22 protein-coding genes are annotated in these 25,641 nt (G+C 59.6%); 16 read left to right on the top strand and 6 right to left on the bottom strand.

Going from position 1 to position 25,641, the window contains the following annotated elements; all coding sequences use genetic code 11:
* Positions 1–6 precede the first annotated feature (6 nt).
* Genes F4Y00_09085 through F4Y00_09075 form a run of 3 tightly spaced genes read left to right on the top strand, consistent with a single transcriptional unit; the run spans position 7 to position 3,700 of the window.
* Positions 7–1,509, top strand: coding sequence for a sodium-dependent transporter (locus tag F4Y00_09085; protein ID MYE05107.1), 1,503 nt, complete (start codon positions 7–9; stop codon positions 1,507–1,509).
* Positions 1,510–1,548: 39 nt separating this feature from the next.
* Positions 1,549–2,619 carry a hypothetical protein gene (locus tag F4Y00_09080; protein ID MYE05106.1) on the top strand — a complete coding sequence of 357 codons (1,071 nt, stop codon included), beginning with the start codon at positions 1,549–1,551 and terminating at the stop codon, positions 2,617–2,619.
* Positions 2,612–3,700 carry a hypothetical protein gene (locus F4Y00_09075; GenBank protein MYE05105.1) on the top strand — a complete coding sequence of 363 codons (1,089 nt, stop codon included), beginning with the start codon at positions 2,612–2,614 and terminating at the stop codon, positions 3,698–3,700. Before F4Y00_09080 ends, F4Y00_09075 begins: the two co-directional genes overlap by 8 nt.
* A gap of 12 nt (positions 3,701–3,712) precedes the next feature.
* Here F4Y00_09075 and F4Y00_09070 read toward each other — a convergent pair whose 3' ends face one another.
* Entirely contained in the window at positions 3,713–3,979 is a 267-nt protein-coding gene (locus F4Y00_09070; protein MYE05104.1) for a scaffolding protein, read from the bottom strand.
* Positions 3,980–4,026: 47 nt separating this feature from the next.
* Between F4Y00_09070 and F4Y00_09065 the strand changes: the two genes are divergently transcribed.
* The 9 genes from F4Y00_09065 (at position 4,027) to F4Y00_09025 (ending at position 14,188) form a co-directional block, all read left to right on the top strand.
* Positions 4,027–4,542, top strand: a complete 516-nt coding sequence (locus F4Y00_09065) for a phage holin family protein (GenBank protein ID MYE05103.1) — start codon at positions 4,027–4,029, stop codon at positions 4,540–4,542.
* Positions 4,535–5,056 (top strand): hypothetical protein, encoded by a 522-nt coding sequence (locus tag F4Y00_09060; GenBank protein ID MYE05102.1) that lies wholly within the window; start codon positions 4,535–4,537, stop codon positions 5,054–5,056. Before F4Y00_09065 ends, F4Y00_09060 begins: the two co-directional genes overlap by 8 nt.
* Positions 5,057–5,168: 112 nt before the next feature.
* A complete protein-coding gene (locus F4Y00_09055; GenBank protein MYE05101.1) occupies positions 5,169–5,822 on the top strand; it encodes a nucleoside monophosphate kinase in 654 nt (217 codons plus the stop codon).
* A 5-nt stretch (positions 5,823–5,827) separates the two neighbouring features.
* Positions 5,828–6,901: a polyprenyl synthetase family protein gene (locus F4Y00_09050; GenBank protein MYE05100.1), complete on the top strand. Its 1,074-nt coding sequence runs from the start codon at positions 5,828–5,830 to the stop codon at positions 6,899–6,901.
* A 22-nt stretch (positions 6,902–6,923) separates the two neighbouring features.
* Entirely contained in the window at positions 6,924–7,193 is a 270-nt protein-coding gene (locus F4Y00_09045; protein MYE05099.1) for an HPr family phosphocarrier protein, read from the top strand.
* Positions 7,194–7,207: 14 nt separating this feature from the next.
* Positions 7,208–8,959 (top strand): phosphoenolpyruvate--protein phosphotransferase, encoded by a 1,752-nt coding sequence (ptsP, locus tag F4Y00_09040; GenBank protein MYE05098.1) that lies wholly within the window; start codon positions 7,208–7,210, stop codon positions 8,957–8,959.
* 132 nt (positions 8,960–9,091) lie between these two features.
* The gene (locus tag F4Y00_09035) at positions 9,092–12,082 is read left to right on the top strand and encodes a BamA/TamA family outer membrane protein (GenBank protein MYE05097.1); all 2,991 of its coding nucleotides are present in this window, start codon (positions 9,092–9,094) and stop codon (positions 12,080–12,082) included.
* 17 nt (positions 12,083–12,099) lie between these two features.
* On the top strand, positions 12,100–13,359 hold the full coding sequence (locus F4Y00_09030; GenBank protein ID MYE05096.1) for a PQQ-binding-like beta-propeller repeat protein: 1,260 nt from the start codon (positions 12,100–12,102) through the stop codon (positions 13,357–13,359).
* Complete coding sequence (locus F4Y00_09025) at positions 13,337–14,188, top strand: hypothetical protein (GenBank protein MYE05095.1); 852 nt, start codon at positions 13,337–13,339, stop codon at positions 14,186–14,188. Before F4Y00_09030 ends, F4Y00_09025 begins: the two co-directional genes overlap by 23 nt.
* Positions 14,189–14,219: 31 nt before the next feature.
* On the opposite strand, the gene F4Y00_09020 is transcribed toward F4Y00_09025, so the two are convergent.
* Genes F4Y00_09020 through F4Y00_09005 form a run of 4 tightly spaced genes read right to left on the bottom strand, consistent with a single transcriptional unit; the run spans position 14,220 to position 19,572 of the window.
* Positions 14,220–15,128, bottom strand: a complete 909-nt coding sequence (locus F4Y00_09020) for a polyprenyltransferase (protein MYE05094.1) — start codon at positions 15,126–15,128, stop codon at positions 14,220–14,222.
* Positions 15,129–15,148: 20 nt separating this feature from the next.
* On the bottom strand, positions 15,149–17,185 hold the full coding sequence (locus F4Y00_09015; protein MYE05093.1) for a hypothetical protein: 2,037 nt from the start codon (positions 17,183–17,185) through the stop codon (positions 15,149–15,151).
* A gap of 9 nt (positions 17,186–17,194) precedes the next feature.
* Positions 17,195–17,800, bottom strand: coding sequence for a hypothetical protein (locus F4Y00_09010; GenBank protein MYE05092.1), 606 nt, complete (start codon positions 17,798–17,800; stop codon positions 17,195–17,197).
* Positions 17,797–19,572, bottom strand: coding sequence for a capsule assembly Wzi family protein (locus F4Y00_09005; protein MYE05091.1), 1,776 nt, complete (start codon positions 19,570–19,572; stop codon positions 17,797–17,799). Before F4Y00_09005 ends, F4Y00_09010 begins: the two co-directional genes overlap by 4 nt.
* 48 nt (positions 19,573–19,620) lie before the next feature.
* Between F4Y00_09005 and F4Y00_09000 the strand changes: the two genes are divergently transcribed.
* The 3 genes from F4Y00_09000 (at position 19,621) to F4Y00_08990 (ending at position 23,667) form a co-directional block, all read left to right on the top strand.
* Positions 19,621–21,072 carry a sugar transferase gene (locus F4Y00_09000; GenBank protein MYE05090.1) on the top strand — a complete coding sequence of 484 codons (1,452 nt, stop codon included), beginning with the start codon at positions 19,621–19,623 and terminating at the stop codon, positions 21,070–21,072.
* Positions 21,073–21,077: 5 nt separating this feature from the next.
* Positions 21,078–23,069: a dehydrogenase gene (locus tag F4Y00_08995; protein MYE05089.1), complete on the top strand. Its 1,992-nt coding sequence runs from the start codon at positions 21,078–21,080 to the stop codon at positions 23,067–23,069.
* A gap of 136 nt (positions 23,070–23,205) precedes the next feature.
* Positions 23,206–23,667 carry a thioredoxin-dependent thiol peroxidase gene (locus F4Y00_08990; GenBank protein ID MYE05088.1) on the top strand — a complete coding sequence of 154 codons (462 nt, stop codon included), beginning with the start codon at positions 23,206–23,208 and terminating at the stop codon, positions 23,665–23,667.
* Here F4Y00_08990 and F4Y00_08985 read toward each other — a convergent pair.
* Positions 23,654–24,100 carry a hypothetical protein gene (locus F4Y00_08985; GenBank protein MYE05087.1) on the bottom strand — a complete coding sequence of 149 codons (447 nt, stop codon included), beginning with the start codon at positions 24,098–24,100 and terminating at the stop codon, positions 23,654–23,656. The genes F4Y00_08990 and F4Y00_08985 overlap by 14 nt on opposite strands.
* Positions 24,101–24,106: 6 nt before the next feature.
* Here F4Y00_08985 and gatB point away from each other — a divergent pair, with 6 nt between their 5' ends.
* Complete coding sequence (gene gatB, locus F4Y00_08980; protein ID MYE05086.1) at positions 24,107–25,600, top strand: Asp-tRNA(Asn)/Glu-tRNA(Gln) amidotransferase subunit GatB; 1,494 nt, start codon at positions 24,107–24,109, stop codon at positions 25,598–25,600.
* The last annotated feature ends 41 nt before the right edge of the window (positions 25,601–25,641 follow it).

Below are 25,641 nucleotides of genomic sequence, written 5' to 3'. Positions count from 1 at the left end.
TGCATTATGCCCGGACATTCGGATACGGAGCAACGTTTCACGAGCCGCATCGGGCTATTGCTGAGCGTACTCGGCATTGCCGTGGGCACAGGCAACATCTGGCGGTTCCCGCGCATCGCCGCGCAGAATGGAGGCGCAGAAGGGGCCGGCGCTTTTCTTATCGCCTGGATCGTGTTTCTGTTCATATGGAGCATTCCGCTGATCATTGCGGAATATGCGCTCGGGCGGCATGGGCGCAAGGGTGTCGTGGGGTCGTTCATCAAGACCGCAGGCAAGCGGTTTGCGTGGATGGGCGCGTTCGTAGCGTTCGTGGCTACGGCCATCATGTTCTATTATTCCGTGGTGGCGGGCTGGTGCGTGTATTATTTACTGACCTCGGTTAGTCAGCCGTTGCCCCTGGACCTGCAAGGCGCTACGGCGGTGTGGGAAGGTTTCCAGTCCGGAGGCTTACCGCTTCTGTTTCATGCCCTCGCCATGGGCGGCGGCGTGTTCATCGTGGTGAAAGGCATTTCGGGGATCGAACGCGTGAACAAGGTGCTCATTCCCGTACTGTTCCTGATCGTTCTGATTTCCGTAGTGCGCGCGGTCACGTTGCCCGGCGCAGGTCAGGGGCTGGCTTTTCTGTTTACGCCGCAGCTCGACCTGCTGACCCGCCCGTCCCTGTGGCTGGAGGCGCTCACACAGAATGCATGGGATACGGGCGCGGGCTGGGGACTTATTCTGACATACGGCGCCTATATGCAGCGGAAGCACGGCATTGTAAAGAATGCATTCATTACCGGTATAGGGAATAATATTGTTTCTCTTCTGGCCGCCATCATGATTTTCGGGACGGTTTTCGCTGTACTGGGCGCCGAAATGTCCCGCCCTGAAGTGCTTGAGGTGATGAAGTCCAGCGGTCCGGCCTCCACCGGCCTGACCTTCATCTGGATGCCCCAGTTGTTTGCCAGTATGCCTTTTGGACGGGGCATGGCTATGCTTTTCTTTCTCGGGCTGTCGTTCGCGGCATTCAGCTCGTTGATTTCGATGATCGAACTGGCGACGCGGGTGCTCGTTGACGCAGGATTGCAGCGTAAACAGGCTATTGCCTGCGTAGGCATTTTCGGATTCGTGCTCGGCGTGCCGTCCGCGCTGTATCTCGATTTTCTGGGGAATCAGGATTTCGTATGGGGAGTGGCTCTTATGATTTCCGGGGCATTCGTAGCCCTTGCCGTCATTCGATACGGGGCCGGCGACTTTGGACGCAATGTGGTTTCGGGCGGACAGGGAGACTGGTCCGTAGGCAGGACATGGACCTTCCTGATCCGCTTTGCCGTGCCGGTGCAGGCGGTGGCGTTGCTTGTGTGGTGGTTGTACCTGTCCGCCACGGAGTATGCCCCCGATTCCTGGTATAATCCGTTCGATGCGTACAGCGTGATGACCTGTTTCGCGCAATGGGGCGCCGTACTCCTGCTTTTCGTACTGATGAATCGTTTTCTGGCCCGCCGTACGATGCCGACGGGGGGATAGGAACGCCTTGGCGCATACGCTTGCCGGAATGTGTGTTCCATGACGATCGATAACGTAATCCGGGGATTTACCGACCTCGAGAGGCCCGCCGCTTTTGATGAGATGGCAGAGGCGGTGCTGGCGCACCAGTATGTACATAATTCCGTGTACCGCCGGTATTGCAAAGCCATTTATCCTCAATGGAGTAAAGCGCTTGTCGGGGCGGATCATGCTGTCGATCAAAAATCCGGGGACCGTTCCGGTCAGATGGAGGCTGTCCGTCTTCCGTCGGCCCGCCGCCTCGTTTTTTTGCCCATAGAGGCCTTCAAACAGGTTCCCGTCACCACGTTTCCGCCGGAGAAAGCGGAAAAAGTGTTTGAGAGCAGTGGAACGGGGAGCGGCGTACGCAGCCGGCATTACGTCCGGGACCTGTCGATCTACGAGCGGGCGATTTCCGCGCACTTTGCCGGTGAATTCGGAACGGGCCCGTTTCTGTTCGCCTCGTGTCTTCCCGGATATATCGAACAGGGCAGCGCCTCGTCGCTGCTGTACATGGTGGATCTTCTGATGCGCCGGTTCGGAGTGGAGGGAAGCGGATCGGTGCTGGGCGATCCGGGGCATTTACGCCGTCTTTCGGATCGGAGCCGGGGCGAGGGGGTTGCGCTCATGGTATTCGGCGCGGCGTTCGGTCTGCTCGATCTGCTGGAAACGACCTCTTTTTCTCTGCCCCCTGATGCGATAGTCATCGAAACGGGAGGTATGAAGACCCATCGCCGCGAAATCACGCGAGCCACCCTGCACCGGCGTCTCAGAGAGGGGTTTGGCGACGCATCCGTTCGCAGCGAATACGGCATGTGCGAACTTCTTAGCTCGTGTTATTCCCGGGGTGACGGCATTTTTCATCCTCCTCCCTGGATGCGTTTCCAGGTGGTTGATCCGGCCTATCCTTTCGAGTCATTGGAAGAAGGCCGGGAAGGCGCGCTGGCTGTGCTGGATCTCGCGAATGTGTATTCCGCATCTGCGGTGCTGACACAGGATCGTGCTGTGCGGCGCGGTGACGGCTTCGAAGTGCTTGGGCGGCTGGAGCACGCCGAACTCCGGGGATGCAATTTCCTCCTGGACAATGTTTGACAAACGCGAACTCGTCGGTGCAGTGGCCGCCGCCGCCGATGCCTGGATGCATCCCGATTACGACCCCAGGCAGGTCGCCGTGGAGGAAACGCTGGAAGCCCCCAATACCTTTACGGAAGAAGCGGTGGCGTTTGCAGTGAACCAGCAGATGTCGCTTCTTACGGAGGAGGCGTTGGAGGCATGGACAGGGTCGCGGAGCGCCTCTTCTCCCTGCACGGTGGGTGTGCTGAATGCGGGGAATATTCCGCTCGTGGGTTTGCAGGATTTCCTCGCAGTAGTGTTGACCGGGCATCGCTATCTCGGAAGCGTTTCGTCGAAGTCCCCGGCGTTGTTGCCGGCCTTTGTGGCTGATCTTTGCCGGTTCGCACCGGATATTGCGGCCAACTTTGCGCCCCTCTCCGAATTGCTGGCCGGCGCCGATGCGCTCATTGCTACAGGCTCGGACGAAACGATAGCCTGGTTGCGCGACGGGGCCCCGGATCCAGCGCCGGATGACGGACAGGGCGAAACGACAGGCAGGATGCACGACATTCCTCCGGCCCGCTGCCTGTTTCGTGGACATTCCTTTGCGGTGGGCGTGCTCGACGGCAAGGAGCGGGCCAAAACGTACGAGCGGTTTGCAGAAGACGTACTGTTGCACGAGGGGTTCGGCTGCCGTAATGTCGCCGTGATGTGGGCGCCCCGCGGCCTTGTCCCGGATGATTTGCTGGAGGCCATGGCGCGATTTCGAGGGGTTTTCCCGGCGCATCGCCGGACAGCGGGGCGGCTTGCCATGCAACGGGCCTTGCTGGAGGCGGTCGATGCCTCTCATGCATACGGAGAAGGCCTTGAATTTCTTGTCAGCCGGGGCGAGCCTGAGATCCAGTCGCCCGGCCATCTGCGCTGGGCCGAGTACGACGACACCGCCGATGTGAATGCATGGCTGGACAAGCAGCCCGTACAACTTGTCGTCGCCACGCCCCGGGTTCAAAAGCGGCTGAGGTTCCAGGGATTAACCCTTACTCCCGGCGAAGCGCAGCGGCCCGCACTCGATTGGCGCCCGGACGGCGTGGATACCTTGGATTTTCTGTCGGACTTATGAAGAAGCGAATGGCTATCCCGTATCTTTCACTGCCCGTTTCACTTTCGGCAGGATGTCGCCCCAATCGGCGTCAACGCTTTTTGTGATCGTCAGGAAGTGGGGCATAATGAAGACATTGACAATGCCCCCGATGCAAAACAGGCGTTCCCCCAGGATGTGCCCGGCCGCTTCTTCCGCGGAATTGAAGGACTCCATTCCTTCCGGAATGAACGTACCCTTGCGGAGCATACATTTGAGGCTGTTGGGATTCGGGGTGGGGGATATGTCGAGTTGCGGCATGGGAAAACCGTATCGTCGAAATCGGGTATAAATGAGGATGCCCGCGGATGCGCGGGCGCTCCCAAAATAGTGAATCCGGGCCGGACATGGAGCCCCAACATACTCCAGAGGAACATCAAGCTGCAGCGGGCGAGGGCGGTGGTGCAGGCCAGACGGGAAAAGTACACCGCATCGGCAGCGAAACGCGCGGCCTTCTCGAAGATTTCACGTCCTGGGTTGAATTGCGATTGCGGCTGGTCCAGCTGGACGTGCAGGACTACATTCGTCAGAAGATAGACGAGGCCACCCTCAAAGTCGCGCTGATCATCGCAAGTCTGGTTTCAGGATTGTTTATGCTCGTTACGCTGGCGTTGTTTGCCGGCTGGGCGTTGGGGCATCCGGCCTGGGGGTTTCTCGTGGTGACCGGTTTGCTTTTTCTGTGGACCGGTATATTGTATGCGCGCGATCGTCGGGTACGCGCCCGCAAACCGGATAGTGCGGACATCCCGCATCTTTCGGAAGGAGCGTCCCGGCCCCCATCAAATAACGGTAAGCATTTTTCCGACGAGGAAGCCGGTGAGTGATCACGCAGGACATGCGGTCTCTTCCCGTGAGAGAGGGGGACTTTTTTACTCGGGGGAGCCGGAAGACAGAGCGGCCCTTGAGAGGCAGATTGCGGGTACGCAAGCGTCCATTCAAGGGCGACTCAGGCGGATCGAGAACGAAGTCGGTTCGGCGCCGAAAGCAGTCTGGGCAGGTGCGAAGAAGCATCCGGCGCTCAGTGCGCTGGTGGCCCTGGCGGCAGGCCTTCTTATAGGGAAAATGATTTTCCGGAAGCGGCGGCACGTATCACGAACGACACAACCAACCGGTATGTATGGTTCGCCTGCCGCATCGGGTGGGTCCAGCGGCCTGTTTCACCGGTTCTGGGCCACACTGTTGCAAACGGGAATCGGCCTGGCCGCGGACTTCGCAGCAGATTTTCTTGCGGGGCGGTCCGGTGCTGCACTGCGGGGGTTCCGGAGAAAAACAGAGGGGGACGGATTGGAAGAAGACGTGCCGCGTGATAAAGGCGAAAAAACGTATGGTAAGTCGTAGCAAGAAGACGCCCTGCCCCTTTCGTAGTCTGCCCCATCCGCCAATTCATTACCTCCGGTGACCGGGGAGCACGACGGTCGCTTCCGGAGCCGCCGTTTTTATCGGGAATATCATGCGCATTGTACTTTTCGGAGCTCCCGGCACAGGTAAGGGAACGCAGGCGTCAATCCTCGCCGAGCGCCGGAATTGGCGGCACATATCTACGGGCGCCATGTTCCGGGAAGCCATACGGGCTCGTACTCCGCATGGCAGAATGGCCCAGGAGTATGTTCGCCGGGGCTGGCTGGTGCCCGACGAATTTGCCCGGGACATTGCGGAAGAAGCGTTGCTGGAGATCGGGCTGGATCGGTTTGTACTGGATGGGTATCCCCGTACCGTGGTGCAAGCACAATGGCTTTCGGAGTTTCTTGAAGCCCACAATACTTCGCTCAACGTGGTTATCGCCATGGAATTATGCATAAATGACATAATAGAGCGGCTATCTATGCGTAGAATGCATAGGTTAACCGGGGAACATTATCATCTCGCTTTCAAGCCGCCGCCGGCGGATGTCGATCCCGATTTGATCGTACAGCGGCAGGATGATCGTCCGGATGCTATTCGGAACCGGATCGAGGGCTACTGGGAAGCCACCAGGCCGGTGGTGGATTACTACCGGGAGCAGGGGATCATTGTCGATGTCGATGCCGGGGGAACCCTTGAGGAGGTCTATGCGCGTATTGAGGATGTACTTGCACAGGCCGCATTTGGCACAGAGACCGTGTGACCGCTATGTCATCGCGTGAAAACACACAGGTTGTCGCCGATGCCTCTGCAATGGACGAAGAGTTACACGTCCTCCGGGAAGGTGTCGAATCCGTTCTGTCGGCGTTAGCGGCGGGACAGTCGGTCCAGGCAGGTGCCGCATCCGTACGGATTCCTGCGGAGCCGGACGTGATGTACGATCCGGTCCGGTATGTACTGGCTTCCGGCGGCAAGCGGCTCCGGCCTGTCCTGCTTTTGCTGGCCGCCCGAATTTTTGGCGGGGATGAAGACGATGCGCTTCCCGCCGCGTTGGCCGTTGAGATTTTTCACAATTTCACGCTGGTCCATGACGACATCATGGATTCTGCGAATGAGCGGCGAGGCCGTTCATCGGTGCATGTAAAATGGGACGAAAGCACCGCGATTCTTTGCGGGGATTACCTGATGGGGTTGTCATACGCCTTGCTCGCTCAGGCGAAGCCCCGCGCCGGAGCCCCTTGCTGGAATCCGACAACAGCTATCGGGCGTTTTCAGGATATGCTGGCCCTGTTATGTGAAGGGCAGGCCCTGGATGAGGTTTTCGAGCGGCGAACGGACGTGTCCGTTCAGGAGTATCTTTCAATGATAGATCGGAAGACCGGGGCCTTGCTTCAGGCGTCGCTGGAAATTGGCGGGATGCTGGGCGGAGCGGACGAGACGCACCTGAAATACTTGCGGACTGTCGGAAGACATGCAGGGCGGGCGTTTCAGATACGCGATGACCTGCTGGATCTGACGGCGGAAGACATTCGCTGGGGCAAGGTGAAAGGGGGCGATCTCATCGAAGGAAAGCGTACATACATTCTGTTACGCGCCATTGAGCAGACCCGTGGTGAAGATCGCCGGTGGTTCGAGCGCATCGTCCGGGAGGCAGGTCTGCCGGCTGACCAGGTGGACGAGGCGCGTGAACGGATGCAGCGCGCAGGCGTGATCGATGAGGCCCAGGCTGCCGTGCGGCGCCACACCGGGGAGGCGCTCCGTGCAACGCGTCGTCTTCCGGACGTTTCATCCTCGGAAACCCTGCGCGGACTGTTACAACGTATGCAGGAGCGGATGCATTGATGGATACTCTGATGCAAAAATCATGATAACGAGAGAAGTAACCGTTACGAATCAGGCCGGCGTGCATACGCGCCCGGCATCCATGATTGTCCGTGCAGCAGCAAAGTTCCAGTCGGAGTTTTTTATTCGTAAGGACGGATTCGAAATCAATGGCAAGAGTATTATCGGAGTGATGACGCTGGCAGCCGAACAGGGCGCTCGCCTCACCCTTGTTTTCGAGGGAGAAGACGAAAACGAGGCGGTCGGGGCTATTGCTCGCCTGTTTGAAAGCGGTTTCGGAGAGGAATTGTGAACCTTGTCGGTACAATGACCGAGCGAGTTGTAGAAGGAATCGGCGTGGCTCCGGGCATCGCAATCGGCCCGGCGTATCTTTATGCGCGTGCGGCGTTCGAGGTGGAGGAGCGGCATATCGCTCCCGAAAACCTGAAGGAAGAACTTGCCCGCTTCGAACAGGCTGTGTCGAGGTCCGAGCGGGATCTTCGGAAGATTGCGGCAGTGGCGCGCGAAAAACTTGGAGAAAGCAGTGCGGATATTTTCGTAGCGCAGGCGCTCATGTTGCGTGACATAGCCTTTTACGAAGCCGTTGTCGAACATATCCGCGGGGACCGGATGAGCGCGGATTACGCGGCGCATGTAGTGCTGAGCCATCACCGGCAGTTGCTCGAGGCCGGGGAAAGCGAATACATTCGCGAGCGCGCCAACGACATGCTCGACCTGCAGGACCGGGTCGTACGACACCTGCGCCGGGGCAAAATCCTTTCCGCAATCGAGACCGAATCGATCGTAGTAGCCGAGAGCCTGACGGCAGCGGACATAGTACTGTTCAGTCAGCGGGCGATTCTTGGCACGGCATTGGATTATGGAGGAGCGACTTCGCATGTTTCGCTCATGGCGCGCGCCCTCGGGCTTCCGGCTATCGTCGGTACCCATGGCGTGACGGAACAGGTCACTTCCGGAGACATGCTGGTGCTTGACGGGCTGACAGGCCGCATCGTCATCAATCCGACGGAAGACACGCTGGCATGCTATCGGGATCGCCAGAAGCGCTACCGCCAATTACAGGAAGAACAGAAGAAGATCGTTTCATTGCCCGCGCAAACCCTCGACGGACACAATGTGCGACTGGTGGCCAACCTCGAGTTCATGGAGGAACTGGAGCTCGTCGAGGAGTATGGTGCGCAAGGCGTGGGCCTCTTCCGCACGGAAGTGCTTTTTCTGATGCGGAAGCGCGTGTCCCTGTCCGAAGAGGAGCAGTTCAAAGCATATCGCCGCATCGTCGAATCGGTTGCGCCCCATCCCACCACGTTGCGCCTGCTCGATTTCGGGGGAGATAAAATGCTCCCGCTCGGACACCGCGAGCATAATCCGTTCCTGGGATGGCGGGGTGTGCGCGTGCTGCTCGATAAACCGGATATGCTGCATCCGCAGTTGCGGGCCATCGTACGCGCGAGCCATTTCGGGCCGCTTCGTATCCTCCTGCCGATGGTGACCGAACTGAACGAAGTATATGCTTTCAAGGAGCACCTCGGCACGGTATATGAGGAATTGGCGGGAGAAGGCGTGGAGTGCGACGCCGATATTCCGATCGGTATCATGGTCGAGGTGCCCTCGGTAGCGATCAAGGCTGCCCGGTTCGCCAGAGAAGTCGATTTTTTCTCGATTGGGACCAACGATCTTACACAGTATACCCTTGCCGTGGATCGTGGCAACGATCTGGTGGCCGAAAAATTCCAGGAACTGGATCCGGCCATTTTGCAACTCATCCGGCAAACCGTCGAGGAGGCGCATGCCTGCGGCATCGGGGTCAGCGTGTGTGGGGAACTGGCTGCCCGTGCGGTAGCCACACCGATTCTGCTGGGGCTGGAGATCGACGAGTTGTCGGCTTCTCCCATCTACCTGCCGGAGGTGAAGCGCGTGCTCCGGTCCATCCGGATGGAAGAGGCCCGGGGGCTGGCTGATCGCGCTCTACAGGCCCGGGATGCTCATGAAGTCACATCCCTTCTCGAGAACTGGCTTCGTGAACACGATTGCGACGTGGCGAGCATGCTCGAGGCGTGATCGGACGAAGGGAACGGGTTTCCCTCCATCTTTTGCGGTAAACCGGGAACGCTTGCGTTACTTTTTTGTGTTACGCTTGTACCCGGACCGCATTGCGCTCCGGCTTTCCTCTCCTGCCGGTCGCTTCGATTCATGCTCTGCCTTCGACTGCGACATTTTGCGCTTGCTGCGCTCTGCTGCGCGGTTGTCCTTCCTGCCACGGGGCAGTACACATCCCATTTCGGGCGCAACAAGATCCAATACGAGAATTTCGACTGGCATGTCCTCGAAACGGAGCATTTCGACATTTACCATTACTCGGAAATGCAGGAGTTGGCCGAGTACGGCGCCGCTTTTGCCGAGGAAGCGTATGAGGAATTACAGAATCGGTTCAATTTTTCGCTCACGCATCGCCCGCCGCTGATTTTTTATTCGTCGAATCTGCATTTCAAACAGACGAACATTACTCCGGGCTTCATTCCTGACGGGGTAGGAGGATTTTTCGAGTTTCTGAAAGGCCGCGTCGTGATCCCGGCCAATGGAAATGTGCACCAGTTCCGCCGGGTCATTCGGCACGAACTCGTGCATGTGTTCACCTATGCAAAGGTGCTCCGCGTCATTCGGGATCACCGCGTTCCACCGGAGCGCTTCCTTCCTCTCTGGTTTACCGAGGGCCTTGCGGAATACTGGTCCGGTTCTCCCGATGAATCGCACGAGATGATCATGCGGGACGCAGTGTATTCCAATTACCTCGTTCCCCTGTCGAGCATCTATCGTATCAACGGCACCTTTCTCATGTACAAACAGGGGGAGGCGCTGTGCCGCTTCCTGGCTGAAACATGGGGCGAGGAGAAACTGCTTCGGCTCATAGAGAATTTCTGGAAGGATCGTGATTTCCGTCATGTGATGGAGGTCACGTTTCTGGAGGATTTCCAGGAAATAGACCGGAAGTGGCAGGAATGGCTCCGGGAGCGGTATTTCCAGGAAATAGACGATCTCGAGCTTGCGTCTATCAAGGCGAGAGGGGTGGCCACCGAGGGATTCAACGCCAAGCCGACGTTTTATCGTTTTGCGGACGGTTCGCGCAAGGTGTATTTCGTGGGTAACCTGACGGGATACAGCAATGTGTACCAGGTGGAGGTGGATTCGCTGTTTCGTCCGCTTGGAAAGCCTGAAATACTTATCCGGGGCGAACGGACGGACAATTTCGAGTCGCTGCATGTATTTGAAAGCCGGATGGGGATTTCCGGGGACGGGAAACTCGCTTTCGTTGCGAAAAGCGGGGAAGCGGATGTCATTCATGTGTACGATCTGGTTGGGGACGTCCTGCTTGCCACGTATGGTTTCGATGGCCTGGTGGCCGTGTATTCCCCGGCATGGAGCCCCGATGGGGAACGCCTCGTGTTTTCTTCCATCACAGGGAGCGGTTTCAGCGACCTGTTCGTCTATGACATTCCTGCGGGCCAATTGCACCGGCTGACGAATGACAGCTACGATGACCTCGATCCGGCCTGGAGTCCTGACGGCCGCCGGATCGCATTTTCATCGGATCGTACGACGATGGGCAAACACGACGCCTATAATATTTTTGCCTACGACCTCGACGAAGGTACGATCGGGTACGTGACGTTCGGTGAACGGCTGGATCATTCCCCGCGCTGGAGCCCGGATGGCAGACAACTTGTGTTTACGAGCGCCGTCCGGGGCGCAGACGGGCGGTACGGTGCGCAGAACATCTGGACAGCCGAAGCGCCTGTGGACGCTTCTCCCGAGATGGCTTCTTCCGGGGCAGGCGCGACGGTTCTTCTTACCGAATCCGGCCATGCGCCCGGAGGCGTATCTGCCGGGCGCCGTCTTCGCCGGCTCACGAATCTGACCACTTCCGCATTTGATCCGGTGTGGACCGAGGAAGGCAATCTTCTTTTTACCGGATTCGAGCATATGCGTTTTTCCATCCGCAGCCTGCCTGCCGCAGATTCGCTATGGACGCATCCTCGGAGCGAAGAAATCGTCGATCCGACAAAAGCGGAAGAGCCATGGACATTCGCCCGCATCGATGCCCAGGACCGCGAGGAGTCTGTCCGGTACAAAAAACAGTTCACGCTCGATCTGGCGCAGACCATTGTAAGCCAGAATCCTGTCTGGGGCACCCAGGGTGGTGCGGCGCTGGCGTTTTCCGACCTGATGGGCGACGATAAGTGGTTCTTTACCGTCTTTAACAATTCACGCGGCACCAGCGATTTTTTGCGCAGCCTGAATGTGGCGATTTCCCGCCAGCAGTTACACCGCCGGACCAACACTGCGTATGGTCTCTACCGTTTTGCGGGATTGCGTTACGATATCACAGATCCGGACGCGGCGCGCACATTTCCCACGCTATGGGAGACCATTTACGGGGGATACGGGCTTATCAGTTATCCGATTTCCATGTTCCGGCGAATCGAGGCGGGGACCTCCCTGAGCTGGGACGACAAGTATATTCCCTGGGCGCAGGTGGACAGGCAGGCGCTGCTTGTGTCGAATTCCGTGTCGCTCGTGCATGATAATGTGCTCTGGGGCATGAACGGTCCGATAGAAGGATACCGGGGCAGCGTGCTGACTGCCTGGACCACCGATGTGCTCTATTCCAACGTAAGCTATCTCACGTTTGCGGCGGATGTCCGCAACTACTGGCGGCTGCACCGCCACATTACGTTCGCCTCGCGCGGTCTGGGCAGGATGAACAAGGGGAAGGAGGCCCGTTTGTTTTTTATGGGCGGTAGTTGGGACTTGCGCGGATTTCCCCTTTTCAGCGTGCGCGGGCAAAAAATGTGGTTCACATCCCACGAACTGCGCTTTCCTATCCTGCTTGCTCCGTGGCTGAGCTTGCCGGTGCTGGCGCCGCTCGGCGTCGCCAACCTGCGGGGCGCTTTTTTCTTCGACGCCGCTCATGCATGGAATGCCTCCTATTATGAGCCGCGCTTGTCGAACGCGCTCCGGAGGCAACTGAACATCGGCGAAACGGTAGGGGCGATTGGAGGGGGTCTGCGATTGAATCTTTTCGGCGGGCTGGTGCTGCGCTACGATGTGGGATACCGGTACCGGGACGGTTTTCGGCACCGGGAGCGTTTCTTCAAGCAGTTCTTCTTCGGTTGGGATTTTTAGGAACGGGGAATCTGTCGATGGCGAGGACTTTTCGAAGCAGTCGGGTTTCCGGGTGTATTGCGCTTCTTGCCGCGGCAGTCGGGGTTGTGTCGGGGTGCTCGACCCTTCGTATAGACCCGCAACATATCATGGACCCCGTATGGCCCGTCGAAGGGAGGGACGTCCTCCGGTCCAATACCGTGCCTGATCAAGTCAATCCTCCTTTGCGACAGTACTGGAGATTCAATGCCCAGGCAGGTTTCGGGCTTGTTTCCCCGCTTGTGCTGGGGGATGCGATTCTTGTGGCCACTCGCAAAGGGGAAGTACATGCCATTGATCTGGAATCGGGCAAGCGGGTCGCACGCGATGCGTTCGGGGATGCGATCGAAGGCACGCCGGCCCATGCGGACGATCTGCTGGTCGTGCCCGTAGCCTGGGGGGGCAGGGCGGTGCGCGCCAGTGATTTGTTGACCGGAGAACGGTTGTGGCGGGCCGGCAATATCCCTGTCAGTTCAGGACTTGTGGTGTGGGGTGATTTTGTGCTTGGCGGGGATGTGGAGGGGTATGTCCGTGCCTGGCGATTACAGGACGGGGAAGAGGCATGGTCGGTGCAACTGGACGAACGGGCGGGTATCTACTCGACTCCCGTATTGATTGACGATATCGTGATCGTAGCGAATGATCACGGGCGGGTGACTGCACTGAATCCGTCGGACGGATCGCTTGCCTGGTCGGCGGATGCAGGCGCCCCTGTGCAGGTTTCTCTGGCCGCCACGGAAGATGTCGTGTTTGTTGCAACGACACGGGGCGGCATACGGGCGCTTGATGCGCGCAGCGGCGTTTTGCGCTGGGCATACGACCTGACGAATGGAGAGGAAGGCGAGTATATCGCCGGCACGGGCGGCTTGCCGTCGCGGCGAGGCAGTTTCGCTCCCCCCCAGAAGTATCTTACGGCGCCTGCGGTAGGAGAGCGTGACGTGGTGTTCGGCGCATCCGACGGAATCGTCCGTTCCCTGCATATAGCCGATGGGTCGCTCAACTGGGAAACGGATGCTTCCGCTGCGATTTCGGCTCCGCCGGTCATTACCGCCGAAACCGTTTACGTGGGTACCATGGGAGCGCTTTTGATGGGTTTCGACCGGAACGACGGCCGCCTGATATGGAGTACGGAGCTGGATGGGCGCATAAAGTCCGCTTTTGCGCTCAAGGAGTCGCGGCTGATTGTGTTGGCAGAGCCTCGTTATGTGTATGTGTACGAACCGGATCCGGGGGACGATGAAACGGAAGAAGGTGAGTAAAGCGGGCAGGGGGTGGTATACGGGATGGCTGCTGCATGTCCATCGGGTGCTTTGGGGCGCCTTGATGGTTACGGTGGTTACCCATGCGCCGGCGCGGGCACAGGGGGAAGATCGCAGGGATGGTCCGGCCTACGTGCATATCGACACCAACTTTCCTGAGGCGCTGGTTTTTGCGGACAGCCTGCTCGTGGGGGGCGCATCGGCCATGCTGCTGGCTGTGCCGGCCGCCAGTCGTTCCATTCGCCTTACGGCACCGAACCCGGATGCCTGGTCGATCGCTCCGATTGCCCGGCCGCTGGATGTAGCCCCGGGTGATACGGCTCGCGTGGTCATGCGCTTTCCGTACCATTACCGGATCGAATCGGAGCCGTTCGGGGCCGATGTGCTCATTCAGCACCTTGACCAGGGCCGTTCTATCGGTGTGACGCCGTTATTGTACCGGTCGGAGGATCCGCTGGAAGGAAGTATTCTGGTGCGGCGAATCGGATATATCTCCCAGAGCATACAGCCGGGAAAAGCCGTATGGAACCGCCATGTGGTGCATCTGGAGCCGATCAGCGAACTGGATACCGCGACACAGATGAACCTGAATCCGCCTCGTCCGCATCGTGCGTGGATCGATTACGCGGCGCTGGGAACAGCACTTGCCGCGGGCGCTTTTGCGGTGCATTACAAGTTCAAGGCAGACGATCTGGCGGACGAGTATGAGCGAACCCGCGATGAAGCGCTGACGCCACGCATCGAAACGCACGACTTCCGCGCCGCGGTGGCCTTCGGCGTCATGCAGGGCGGGGTGGCGGTTTTTGCGTTGAGGCTGGTGTTGAGGTAGCGGGCGCCCGACGATTCGTTCTGCGGGATTATCACGTCACCGCAAACCTCCGTGCGACGAGGATAGAGAGCGGCAACAGCGCAAGCACGATAAGACCTGCGATCCAGGTGCCGAATCCTGCGGCAAGCGTTGCGTCAAGAGCTACCAGTGCGAGCACGCCCGCTTTGACGGCCCGGCGTATGTGGGCCGGGGAGGGATCGGCGGCGGCGCGCCGGAACGAGGGGAATACCAGGAAGGCGAAGAAGAGAAGAAAAGGCAGCGCATCCAGTATCCGGTAGTCCGGCCGGAAGCCGAGGGAAAGCAGCGCTGCACATACCACGCCTGTGACGAGCATAGCGAACAGGATGGGGCGCTTGCGGCTCCCATGCACCTCGCCCCGGCTGATTACGACGATGGCTCCCACATACGCGACAGGCACGAGCGCAAGAAACCACAGGGTCGCCGGCATGCCCGACACCGCGCTGGCGCCCAACAGCAGATTTCCGCCGCGGCACAATCCCATACTGATCGGTCCTGCTATAGCGTGATGTTTAGCGGCTGCGTCATAGCCGAGGGCACAGCAGGCCACCGCTGCGGCGATGAAGAAAGATGAGAGGCTGACACAGGCTGCTGCCGCAATCCCCCCCACAAGCAGAACGCTTCCAAAGACGGCGGCTTGCGCCCGCGTGGCGCGACCGCTGGGAATGGGGCGTTCCGGGCGCTCCCTGGCGTCCAGGTCTGCATCGAACACATCGTTGAAGACCACGCCGCCGGCATACAGCCCCGCCGTGGCAAGCAGAAGAAGTACGAGTTCTTCGACCGGTGCATTGCCCTGACCGAACAACAGGCCCGTCATGGCGCCGGCGGCAGCGAAACCGGCAAGGATATCGGCAAACGCCGTGATGACGTTAGCCGGCCGGGCCAGTTCCAGAAATGCTCGAATGCGTCTGGCGGCGGTCATGCGGCAATGATTTCAAGGATTTAAAAACCTGCCGTGGACGTGAAGCGCCCTGTGATGGAAAAGTAGAATCCCATATAAAATACGGCGCCTGCGGGGTGAAAGCGCACCGGGTCGTTGAGCAGATTTCGGAGACCCAGCGAGACATTCAGATGATCTCCGGCCATACGTTTCGAAGCGGTCAGGTCTACCAGAAAGCGCTCGGGCAGACGCCAGGGCCAGACTTCTCCGGCTTCTATCGAGGCATTCCGGTATTCGGGCCAATGCGTAGCCGAAGCGTATTGCATGAGGGCTGACAGACTGAAGCGATCCGTCGCCGCTAATGTGGTGATGGCCACGATGCGCAACCGGGGAATGCGTTCGCCGTAGGCAAGCCAGAGCGGACCGTCCCGCCGGACCGTCTCGAACGTGCCGGAAACACGCTGGTGCAGTGTGGGCAGGAGGCGGAAAGCCATAGTGGCGGATACACCTCCCGTATGACCGCCTGCCCCCTGAACGAGCCGTGCCGCAGTCTCGAAGCTGCTGTGGTCGCCGTCCCATGCAATGGTGTATTCCGGCAGGATGTCGTTCCAGAAACCCCGGTAGAAGATAAATACGCTGCCGGATATGCCGGTCGAACCCCGACGTATCCATCCCAGGTCGGCGGTTGCACGGCGCGGGAACGGCTTATGGTCGTGTCCCCTACCCCTGAACGTACTGTAAGGCAGCTGATAACCCCGTTCCTGCCATAGCCACAGGTTCCGAGCGTCGGGGGGAGCGGCTCCGTACGATCCGGCGAGCCGAAAACGCTGCCTCGCCCTGGGCTGGATTTCCATGGAGGCGTAGGCCACGGCCCCGTTGTGTTCTTCACGTTGGATCCACTCCAGAATGAGGCGTGTGTGTCCGTGCCGGCCTATGCGTGCATTCAATCCCCCGAAAAGCCGCAGGTCCAGGAGGAGTGCATCGTGCAGGTATTCGGATGTCTGTCCGTGAATAGTTCGCACCTGTCCGCCGATGTGCAACATATGCACACGGGCGTCTGCTTCCGCCGCGAATTGGCGCTGCGTCCATTCCAGGTCTATATCTTCCCGGTTCTGTCGCAATTCAAGGGCGTCGCGGCTTGACGAAACCGCATAACGCAATGCGCCGCCGCTCCACAGCGGCAGTGTACCCGCCGCTCCCAGAAGAGCCGTCCGGCTTATGGTAGGGATTTCAAATCCCGTTTCCGGAAAAAACGCCATGTCCCCGGTGTGCGAAAGACCCGCCAGGATGCGCTGACTCCGGGACTGTCGCCCGAAGGCGCCCGTGAACCCCAACGCACGGGTCCGGATGTGTGTCTGTGTGCCCGGTATGTAATACAGGCGCCGTGCCCGATCGTGAAGTGCAGCGTCCGTTACGTGGAGTTCGTCGAGGCGCCCGTTTGCATGGCCCTGCCATGTTTTCTTGCCGACAGACATGCTGGCTGTGTGGACAGGTCCGATGCGATCGATGTTGATGGTTTCCGGAAGCGTGTAGCGGAACGGACCGGGATCATCGATCTCGTTTCCTACCGCAACACCCGCCTCCATTGACAGCCCGAACTCCGGATTTTTCGTATATATGCGGATGACGCCCGTGCGCAGAAACGCCGGACCCTGCATATCCATTCCTGATACGATTTCAATGCAGGCGGCATCGTACAGGGAGACGGGTAGCGTGTTGAGTCGATTCCTTCCCAATACGCGGGATGCTACGGGTATGTCGTCGATATACAGGTTCCAGCGCGCCGTACCGTCCGGGAAGCCGGGCGGAGCGGTTTGCCAGTGATAGCCCTCCAGACCGGCAGTGTACCAGAGCGTGGAAAACGCCAATACGTCGGAAAGGCGAGAGAAACCGTGCCGGACAATCTCTGCATGTGTTATGACCTCTTTGCCTGCATCGGGGATGCAGGCGGTTTGCTCATGATGCTGTCCGTATGCGGGGGATGCGAGAACGATTGTATGCCACAGGAACAGCACGGCGAAAACGGACTGCGGACGTTGCCCGTATCGCTTTAGACAGGACGGGTATTCGGAAGCGTCGAGTGCTTTTGCTTTCCCCATAGCCGGTTCTTATTTCAGCAGGGTGCGCAGCCAGTCCGGATTCCGAAACCGCAGGCCGATTCCGCCTGTCAGGCCCGCCGTGTCCAGCCTCGGGAGCGTATACGTCCGCATGACGTGTCCTTCGACGAAGAGGCGCAGGGTTTCCGAGAGATGCAGGTCGATCCGGGAAACGAGCGCGAGGGAAAACTCTTTTTCTTCTTCGTCTCCTGGTTCTTCGTCGAATATCATATGGTAGATGCCTGTACGCATGCCGGCGTGCCAGGAAAAAACACGGGGGACGGTATACTCTGTGCCCCATCCTACGAAGGTAAAAAAGGCGTTGAAGGAAGGGGTATCGCGGCGCACTGCCGAGTAGCGGTGCAGGGCCACGCCTGCTTCCGCTTCACCGAAATAGAAAGGGGTGGCGGCCGTGAATATGCCCCCGGATCCATGTTGCCAGTGGCTGTAGGAGGCATTGTGCCGGACAGCCGGCGTCATGCCGCCGCGCAATGCAATGCGGGAGAAGGGCTCCTGCGTTTCCTGGGCGCATGCCGCCGAAGCGAGGCATCCTGTCGCCAGGCATACGGCAATAAGAGCAGGGAACACCCGTGTCGAGCGGGTCGAGCAGGTACTCACAGGGATAAGGAAATGCGCTTTGCGCCGCCGAATCGCGCCACGGCGGAAAGCGTAACGGTGAAAATCGTGCGGTCGTTGTCGGCACGGTGCGCCTCGTTCCGGATGAAAGCGGGGCCTGCATCTATCTGCCCCCACCAGGAGGCGCCGTACTGGGCGCGAAGACGCAGTCCCGGCCGCACGACCCGTTCGGAAACACCGTCGAGAATAAATTCCACCGCATCCGCTGCGAACGGATAGGGATCGTGTATGTCCGCAGTACCCTGAAAGAGTACGTCGAGGCGGGGGGACACGGCAAGATCGAGTTCTCCGCGTCCGGTGTAGAACGTGGCATACGCAGCTGCATGAATATAGTCGTTGTACGGTGCCCCGATACCTCGAAGCAGGTGCGTATACCGGCCTTCCGGCTGATGTGCGTTGTAGGTGCGCGCGGCCACGGCGGTCCACGCCGTTCCCAGATCGGCCCGGGCGAGACCGGCGTACTGGAGACTGCCGCTCAGGGCAATGGAAGAGGGTTCGCCCGACTGGTTCAGCAGGTCCGCATCGTCAAGCAGCACCTGTCCCTGGAACGTCCATGCCCGGTACTGCGCCCAGGCCATGCCGGCCAGCAACCCGTTGTTTTCGTCGTTCTTGGGCCGCCCGTCGACGGCAAGGGCATGGAGCGTGAGCGGATTGAAGAATTTGAGAGAGAGTCCAGCCGATGAACCGGACCAGACCGTGGATTCCATCAGCGAAATCGCTACGTTCCGGGAAGGGCGCCAGTCGAGGCGATGGGCGGACAGGTAGCGTCGTATGCTGCCGGACCGGACGCTATCCGCTCCGGCGGTTCCTGTGAATCGTCCGTCGCCGGTGATGCTGTCGAGTTCTCCCACGATGCTTCGGAGCGCGAGCCGATTTCCACCGATGCGCACATACATCCGGTCGAAATCCACCGGGTTTTGGCTTACGAGAAGGGCGGTTTCTCCATAGGGGCCCCAATGCTGCGCCAGCCGTCCGGCGTAGACCGACACATAGCGGGTTCCCAAACCGATGTATGCTTCTTCGTTGCGCGAGACAAGCCGGTTAGCGGCTTCGAGGGCGTCGGGGTCGTACCGGTACCAGGCGTCAAAGCGCATGCCGCCCTGCGCCACCAGGGGCCCATGTTCCAGAAATACGCGAATAGCCGTTTGCGGGTATACGTGCAGGCCAGCAATCTGTAAGGGCACATCGCTGTCCGGCGCCGGCCTCAGCGGATCGAGGCGCTGTGTCGAGGAAGCCCGTACGCCCGGCTGAACCCCGATGCCTACCTGCGGGCGGCTTTCGTCTTGCGAGGTTCCGTATTCCTCGTGCAACCGCTCCGCCCAGCGCCGGACCGGTTTCGGAAGCTCCTCACTCGGCAGTGATCTCAGAGCGGAAGCAATCTCACCGCCGGTATAGGGAAGCGCCGTCGGATGCAGCGACGTCAGATATCCACGGGCCTGCAGGCGATGGATATATTCGTAGGCCCAGTGATCGAGAGGGACCGGCCGGTTGGAACCCGAAGCGGCGTGCTGTGCGGAGACGGATGGTACACACATGAGCCCCGCTCCGAAGAGCAGAATGGACGCCAGCGCAAGAAGCGGGCGGCATAGGCTACGAAGCATCGGCATGGCGGCGGATCGGACGGGTTGCATGGTGCAAGATACGGCGCGCATGAAACCATTTCGGGGCGCTTTCATGTAAGAATGCCCGTCATGCGAACAGGCCGACCGGCAGCGAGGGGCAATACAGGCTTTCCGCTTCTTGCACACCGGCATTCGGATTTCCCCCGATTATCTTTTTTCCGACGGATTTACTCACGCGTCGTGTCGCGCAGAACCGAACTCATATCCCTGATTCTGGCCGATTTTCTGGCCTTCGGCGCGGCGAGTATTCTCCTCTACATGGGCCGGTTTCAATGGGAATGGTTCGGCACGGAATACGCGGAACCTCCCTGGATGTTTGTGCCCATCGCCGCACTGGCCGTCTACTGGTTCTGCCTTTTTCTCTTTTTCGGCATGTACCGCGAACGGTATGCAGACAGCCGGTTCGACGAACTGGTTTCAGTGGGAAAGGTGGTGTCGGCCGGGATGCTCGTCCTCGTTTTTGCGATTTTTATAGACACGCTGGAGCCGGGCGCTACCCGGAGCCTCATTTTTTTCTACTGGGTTGTGACGTTATCGTTTGTGGCGTGCGGCCGGGTCATCGTGCGCTCCGTACAGAAGGCGCTGCTTGTGCGTGGACGGGGGATGCACAAGGCGCTGGTGGTGGGGTGGACCGACCGGGTGGAGCAACTCTATGGCGAGGTGGCACGCTATCCGGAAGCCGGACTTCAGATCGTGGGCGCGATTCGCATGCGCCGCGACGAACCGGATTCTTCGGAGGGCGATGGGGCCATGTCGTATTCAATTGCAAACGGCGACGATGCCTTTGTACAAGCGGCCGACGATACCGATGTACATTCGATCGATGCGTTGCCGGGGCTCATTGACCGGCTTGGCGTGCAGGATGTGCTGATTGCATTGGGGTCGGAAGATCACGGTCCTCTTATCGATGTGCTCCGCCTGTGCGACGGGAAGCCGGTTTCCCTCAAACTGGTCCCCGACTTTTACACGCTCATCGGAGGGATGGCGCGCACGGAGCATATCTACGGCCTGCCGCTTATTGAAGTATTACCTGAACCTATGCCTCCTTGGGAAAAGAGTACCAAGCGGCTCATAGACCTTGTCGCAGCATCCGTTATACTGCTTGTCGGACTTCCTTTCTGGATCGCTCTGGGGCTGGTTGTGCGCCTGACTTCTCCGGGGCCGGCTATCTACCGGCAACGCCGCGTCGGGCGCTACGGCAAAGACTTCACGATGTGCAAGTTTCGCACGATGCGCCGCGATGCGGAAGCCGGGACCGGGCCGGTCTGGGCGCAGGAAGACGACCCCCGGTACACGCCTCCGGGCCGGTGGCTGCGGAAAACGCGCCTGGACGAGATTCCCCAGCTATGGAATGTGCTGAAAGGGGAAATGAGTCTGGTAGGGCCCCGTCCGGAACGCCCGTACTTCGTGGAAAAACTGGCGGCGGAAATTCCGCTTTACAGCCGGCGCCACCGTGTCAAGCCGGGCATTACGGGGTGGGCCCAGGTGAAGTGGAAATACGATTCGTCTCTGGAAGATGTGCGGCAGAAGGTCCGGTACGACCTTTTCTACATTGAGAACGTAAGTCTCCGCATGGATTTCAAGATTCTGTTTCGCACGATCCGAACGGCTATTCTCGGCAAGGGCCACTAATCGGCATGGCGCACGCTGTCGCGCAACAGGACGATCTTCTGGCGATCTACGAGCAATTGTACGTTCCCAGGGCGATCGAGGAAAAAATGCTCCGGCTGATCCGGCAGGGGCGCCTTTCGAAGTGGTTCAGCGGATACGGGCAGGAAGCCATTGCGACAGGATGTGCGCTCGGTCTCGAGGAACGGGATTATATCCTCCCGATGCACCGAAACACGGGTGTATGGACTACCCGCGGAGTCCCTTTACGTTCTCTCTTCTGCCAACTCATGGGACGGGAGGGGGGCTTTACGAAGGGGCGTGACCGGACGTATCATTTCGGGCTTCCCGAGCGGCGTATCGTGGGAATGATTTCTCACATGGCTGCGATGCTGCCAGTGGCGTGCGGCCTCGGGCTTGCTGCACAGTTGCACGGAGAGCGATTCGTGGCGCTGTGTTTTGCAGGGGACGGGGCCACGCGCGAGGGCGATTTTCACGAAGCGCTGAGTCTGGCAGGCATATGGAAACTGCCGGTGCTCTTCGTGGTCGAGAACAATGGATACGGCCTCTCGACGCCGGTGGAAGAGGCGGTGCCGATCGGGGATATTGCCGACGCCGCCGCCGGGTACGGAATGTTTGGCGCCGTGGTGGACGGCAACGATATTCTTGAAGTGATCCGGGCGGTTCGGCAGGCAGCGGAGCGGGCGCGCAGCGGAGCGGGCCCGTCCCTTCTTGAAATGAAAACCTTCCGAATGCGGGGGCATGAGGAAGCCTCCGGTACCGCCTACGTCCCTGATGACTTGTTTGCCGAGTGGGCGAAGCGGGATCCTCTGGAGCGGCTTGCGCGGCAGGTGGTGGACGCAGGGCGTGCTACCGGAGAAGAACTGGAAGCGGTGCGGGTACGCATTGCCGGGCAGATCGACGAGGATATCGAATATGCCTTGATCCGGCCTGCGCCCGAAAGCACGCTCGAAACGGAACGCGCCGGCGTGTTTGCACCGGCTGAACCTCTCCGGGAGAAATTATCCGGAACCGACAGGGGAGCAGGCGCTCCGAAGCGGTACATAGACGCTGTTTCAGAGGGGCTCCGGCAGGCTATGGAGGAAGATGCCTCCGTACTGCTTCTGGGGCAGGATATTGCCGAATACGGGGGCGTATTCAAGGTCACCAAGGGATTTCTGGAAGCATTCGGCCCCGGCCGGGTGCGAAATACCCCCATTATCGAAAGCGGAGCCGTCGGAGCCTGTATGGGACTGGCGATCGAGGGCTTCCGGCCCATTCTGGAAATACAGTATGCGGATTTCATTGCCTGCGGATTCAACCAGATCGTCAATAATCTGGCCACCACCCATTATAGATGGGGGCAGTCCTTGCCGGTTACGATACGCGCGCCCATCGGGGGCGGCATTGGTGCGGGCCCTTTTCATTCGCAGTCGAACGAAGCCTGGTTTTGCCACATACCCGGTCTGAAAGTGGTGTTTCCGGCCACGCCGTACGACGCCAAGGGACTCTTGATGCGGGCCGTTCGGGATCCGAACCCCGTTCTTTTCCTGGAGCACAAGCGCCTGTACCGTTCCCTGAAGGAGTTGGTCCCCGATGCGCCGTACGAGATTCCGTTCGGCAAGGCGCGCATTGCCCGCGAGGGGACGGCAGCCACCATAGTCACCTGGGGAGGAGGCGTGCCCTGGGCGCTCGATGCGGCGGAACAGTGGGCCGGGCGGGGATACGAACTTGAAGTGGTGGATCTGCGTACGCTCGTGCCTTGGGATATAGAAGCGGTGCTGGGATCCGTGCGAAAAACAAACCGGGTGCTCGTGTTCCACGAGGCGCCGCTGCAAGGCGGATTCGGCGGAGAGGTGGTCGCCCGCATTACCGAGGAGGCTTTCGGGCAACTCGATGCGCCGCCGGTACGGGTCGGTGCGGAAAACATGCCGGTTCCGTTTTCCATCCGTCTCGAAGAAACCCTATATTCCGCTCGCGCAAAACTGGACGAAGCGTTGCACAGCCTACTGGCGTACTAATCAAACAACCAGCCTACTGGCGTATTGACAAGACTTGCTGCCGGCGCATCATAGCGGATCGCCGGCGATCCTGCGCAGCCCACTCTCATCACCCATCAGAACATTCCATCCGGACATGGCGGACACCACGACGAGCATGCCTGAAAAAGGAGAAGCGGCCCCCGACTTCGAGGGATCGGCGCAGGGCGGCCAACGCGTGCGCCTCGCCGATTTGCGAGGCCGCAAGATAGCCCTGTATTTCTACCCGAAAGACGATACGCCGGGCTGTACCAAGCAGGCCTGCAACCTGCGCGACGGCCACCAGGACCTGTTGAACGAGGGAATCGTTGTGATCGGCGTATCTCCCGACGACGAAGCATCCCACGCAAAATTCGCCGGAAAGTATGACTTGCCGTTTCCGCTGCTTGCCGACCCGGACAAGGATATTATCGGGCGATACGGCGTGTGGGGCGAGAAGAATCTCTATGGCAAGAAGACGATGGGGTTAAAGCGCACGACGTTTCTAATCGATGAAGAGGGGTGCATCGTCCATGTGTTCAAGCGCCCGAAAGTATTAAACCACAAGCGCGAAATCATGGAAAAATTCAATCTTGCGTAAGGTCCCATCGAAGCACGAACGGCGCATCCGCGTTGTTGGGGTTAAGGAGATGAATTTCAGGAGCTTCCAGTACGTTTTCCGGAAGAGGCAGCACGATCCGGTCATACAGGTATGCCTCGCAGGAGTCGCTGCCGTTGTCGTGGCGCAGCAGGATTGCTGCGGCCCGCCCCGTCACCTGGGTGTGCGGCTCGAACGTATGTTCGGTGCAGCCGCCCGTATAGGCGATCAGCACCGAGAGCGAATCCGAGACGATGGCCGGCGGCTCGTCCGGGGAATTGGGCGAAAGGTTGGTGAGAATCTCATACGGGTCGCCGAACCTTTCCGGGCCTGGAGGGGCCTCCGGCGAATTGCACCCTGCCCATGCGCCGATCAAAAGAACGCAAAGGCCCGCAAGGACCCGGTCGTGCGTTATTTTTCGAACCCTATGCTTCATTAGATCATGCCGCACGCTACGTACGAGCCGGTTATCGGCCTGGAAGTGCATTGCCGGCTTCTTACCGATTCCAAGGCGTTCAGTTCTGATTCCGCCCGGTTCGGCGCCGGGCCGAATGTGCATGTGGATCCGGTCAGTCTCGGCCATCCCGGCACGCTGCCCGTGCTGAACCGGCGAATGGTCGATTATACCCTGCGCATGGGGCTTGCCACCCATTGCCGGATCGCGCCCCGCTCCGTACTGGCCCGCAAGCATTACTTCTATCCCGACCTGCCGAAGGGCTACCAGATATCGCAGTACGAGACGCCTATCTGCGCCGGAGGGCATGTGGACATCGTTTTGCAGGAGAAGGATGCGCCGCCCGTCATCAGGCGCATAGGGCTGACGCGCATTCACATGGAGGAGGACGCAGGGCGATCCATCCACGATCAGGATCCGTACGATACGCTCCTCGACTATAATCGCTGCGGCACGCCGCTCATCGAAATCGTTTCCGAACCGGACCTGCGGTCGCCCCGGGAAGCTTACCTGTACATGCGGAAAATCCGCCAGATCGTGCGGTATCTCGGCATTTCCGACGGCAACATGGAGGAGGGATCGCTGCGCTGCGACGCAAACGTGTCGATTCGCCCCCTGGGGAGCAAGGACCTCTGCGAGCGCACCGAAATCAAGAATATGAACTCGTTTCGAAACGTGGAGCGCGCCCTCGATTATGAAATCGGCCGGCAGATACGACTGGTCCAGGGGGGCGGGAAGGTTGTGCGGCAAACGCTGCTCTGGGATGCGGACCGGCAGGAGACCCGGCCCATGCGTTCCAAGGAGGAAGCGCATGATTACCGGTATTTTCCGGACCCCGATCTGGCGCCGGTGTTCGTGACGGACGAAGAACTCGACCGCATCCGCGGCGAACTCCCGGAAATGCCGGAGGCGCGCAGCACCCGTTTCCAGGATGCGTGGGGATTGCCCGCCTATGATGCAGCGATTCTCACTGAGGAACGCGAACTGGCCGACTATTTCGAGGAAACCTTGACGGCGTTAGGGGTGGAAGGAAACGGCAAGGAAACGCATGGCCCGGCGAAAAGCGTCTCCAACATGATCATGGGCGATGTGCTCCGCGTGCTCAAGGAGAACGCCACGTCCATCGAGGAACTTCCCATTCGCCCTCCGCGCCTTGCCGCGCTGGTCCGGTTGCGTCTTGGCGACCGGATATCTTCCACGGCGGCCCAGGAAATTTTCGAAGCCATGCTGGAGCGGGACGATGCGCCGGAGGCCATTGCGGAGGAACAGGACCTCATCCAGGTCTCTGACGTGACTTCCCTTGCGCCCGTCGTGGAAAACGTACTGGACGATCACCCGCAGCAAGTGGCGGCGTATCTTGGAGGCAAGGAGGGCCTCATCGGGTACTTCATCGGGCAGGCGATGCGGCGCTTCGAGGGTTCGCCCGATCCCAAACTTGTGCGTAAGCTGCTGCTCGAGGGCCTTGAAGCCCGCCGCGAGTAGATTCTTGCCGACTGCACTGCGCCCGGCGGTATTTTCGCGCC

Source organism: Bacteroidetes bacterium SB0662_bin_6, assembly GCA_009839485.1.
GTDB lineage: Bacteria > Bacteroidota > Rhodothermia > Rhodothermales > VXPQ01 > VXPQ01.
Note: the sequence above shows the minus strand (reverse complement) of the source record. Positions and strands in the feature narration are given on the sequence as shown.

What these genes read in the sequence shown, in the direction of transcription:
- F4Y00_08990 (MYE05088.1), top strand. Translation starts at nt 23,206, where the DNA reads ATGCCTGAAAAAGGAGAAGCGGCCCCCGACTTCGAGGGATCGGCGCAG.
- F4Y00_09035 (MYE05097.1), top strand. Translation starts at nt 9,092, where the DNA reads ATGCTCTGCCTTCGACTGCGACATTTTGCGCTTGCTGCGCTCTGCTGC.
- ptsP (MYE05098.1), top strand. Translation starts at nt 7,208, where the DNA reads ATGACCGAGCGAGTTGTAGAAGGAATCGGCGTGGCTCCGGGCATCGCA.
- F4Y00_09015 (MYE05093.1), bottom strand. Translation starts at nt 17,185, where the DNA reads ATGGGGAAAGCAAAAGCACTCGACGCTTCCGAATACCCGTCCTGTCTA.
- F4Y00_09025 (MYE05095.1), top strand. Translation starts at nt 13,337, where the DNA reads ATGAAACGGAAGAAGGTGAGTAAAGCGGGCAGGGGGTGGTATACGGGA.
- F4Y00_09055 (MYE05101.1), top strand. Translation starts at nt 5,169, where the DNA reads ATGCGCATTGTACTTTTCGGAGCTCCCGGCACAGGTAAGGGAACGCAG.
- F4Y00_09020 (MYE05094.1), bottom strand. Translation starts at nt 15,128, where the DNA reads ATGACCGCCGCCAGACGCATTCGAGCATTTCTGGAACTGGCCCGGCCG.
- F4Y00_09050 (MYE05100.1), top strand. Translation starts at nt 5,828, where the DNA reads ATGTCATCGCGTGAAAACACACAGGTTGTCGCCGATGCCTCTGCAATG.
- F4Y00_09030 (MYE05096.1), top strand. Translation starts at nt 12,100, where the DNA reads ATGGCGAGGACTTTTCGAAGCAGTCGGGTTTCCGGGTGTATTGCGCTT.
- F4Y00_09065 (MYE05103.1), top strand. Translation starts at nt 4,027, where the DNA reads ATGCGCGGGCGCTCCCAAAATAGTGAATCCGGGCCGGACATGGAGCCC.
- F4Y00_09045 (MYE05099.1), top strand. Translation starts at nt 6,924, where the DNA reads ATGATAACGAGAGAAGTAACCGTTACGAATCAGGCCGGCGTGCATACG.
- F4Y00_09070 (MYE05104.1), bottom strand. Translation starts at nt 3,979, where the DNA reads ATGCCGCAACTCGACATATCCCCCACCCCGAATCCCAACAGCCTCAAA.
- F4Y00_09085 (MYE05107.1), top strand. Translation starts at nt 7, where the DNA reads ATGCCCGGACATTCGGATACGGAGCAACGTTTCACGAGCCGCATCGGG.
- F4Y00_09080 (MYE05106.1), top strand. Translation starts at nt 1,549, where the DNA reads ATGACGATCGATAACGTAATCCGGGGATTTACCGACCTCGAGAGGCCC.
- F4Y00_09005 (MYE05091.1), bottom strand. Translation starts at nt 19,572, where the DNA reads ATGCCGGTGTGCAAGAAGCGGAAAGCCTGTATTGCCCCTCGCTGCCGG.
- F4Y00_09075 (MYE05105.1), top strand. Translation starts at nt 2,612, where the DNA reads ATGTTTGACAAACGCGAACTCGTCGGTGCAGTGGCCGCCGCCGCCGAT.
- F4Y00_08985 (MYE05087.1), bottom strand. Translation starts at nt 24,100, where the DNA reads ATGAAGCATAGGGTTCGAAAAATAACGCACGACCGGGTCCTTGCGGGC.
- gatB (MYE05086.1), top strand. Translation starts at nt 24,107, where the DNA reads ATGCCGCACGCTACGTACGAGCCGGTTATCGGCCTGGAAGTGCATTGC.
- F4Y00_08995 (MYE05089.1), top strand. Translation starts at nt 21,078, where the DNA reads ATGGCGCACGCTGTCGCGCAACAGGACGATCTTCTGGCGATCTACGAG.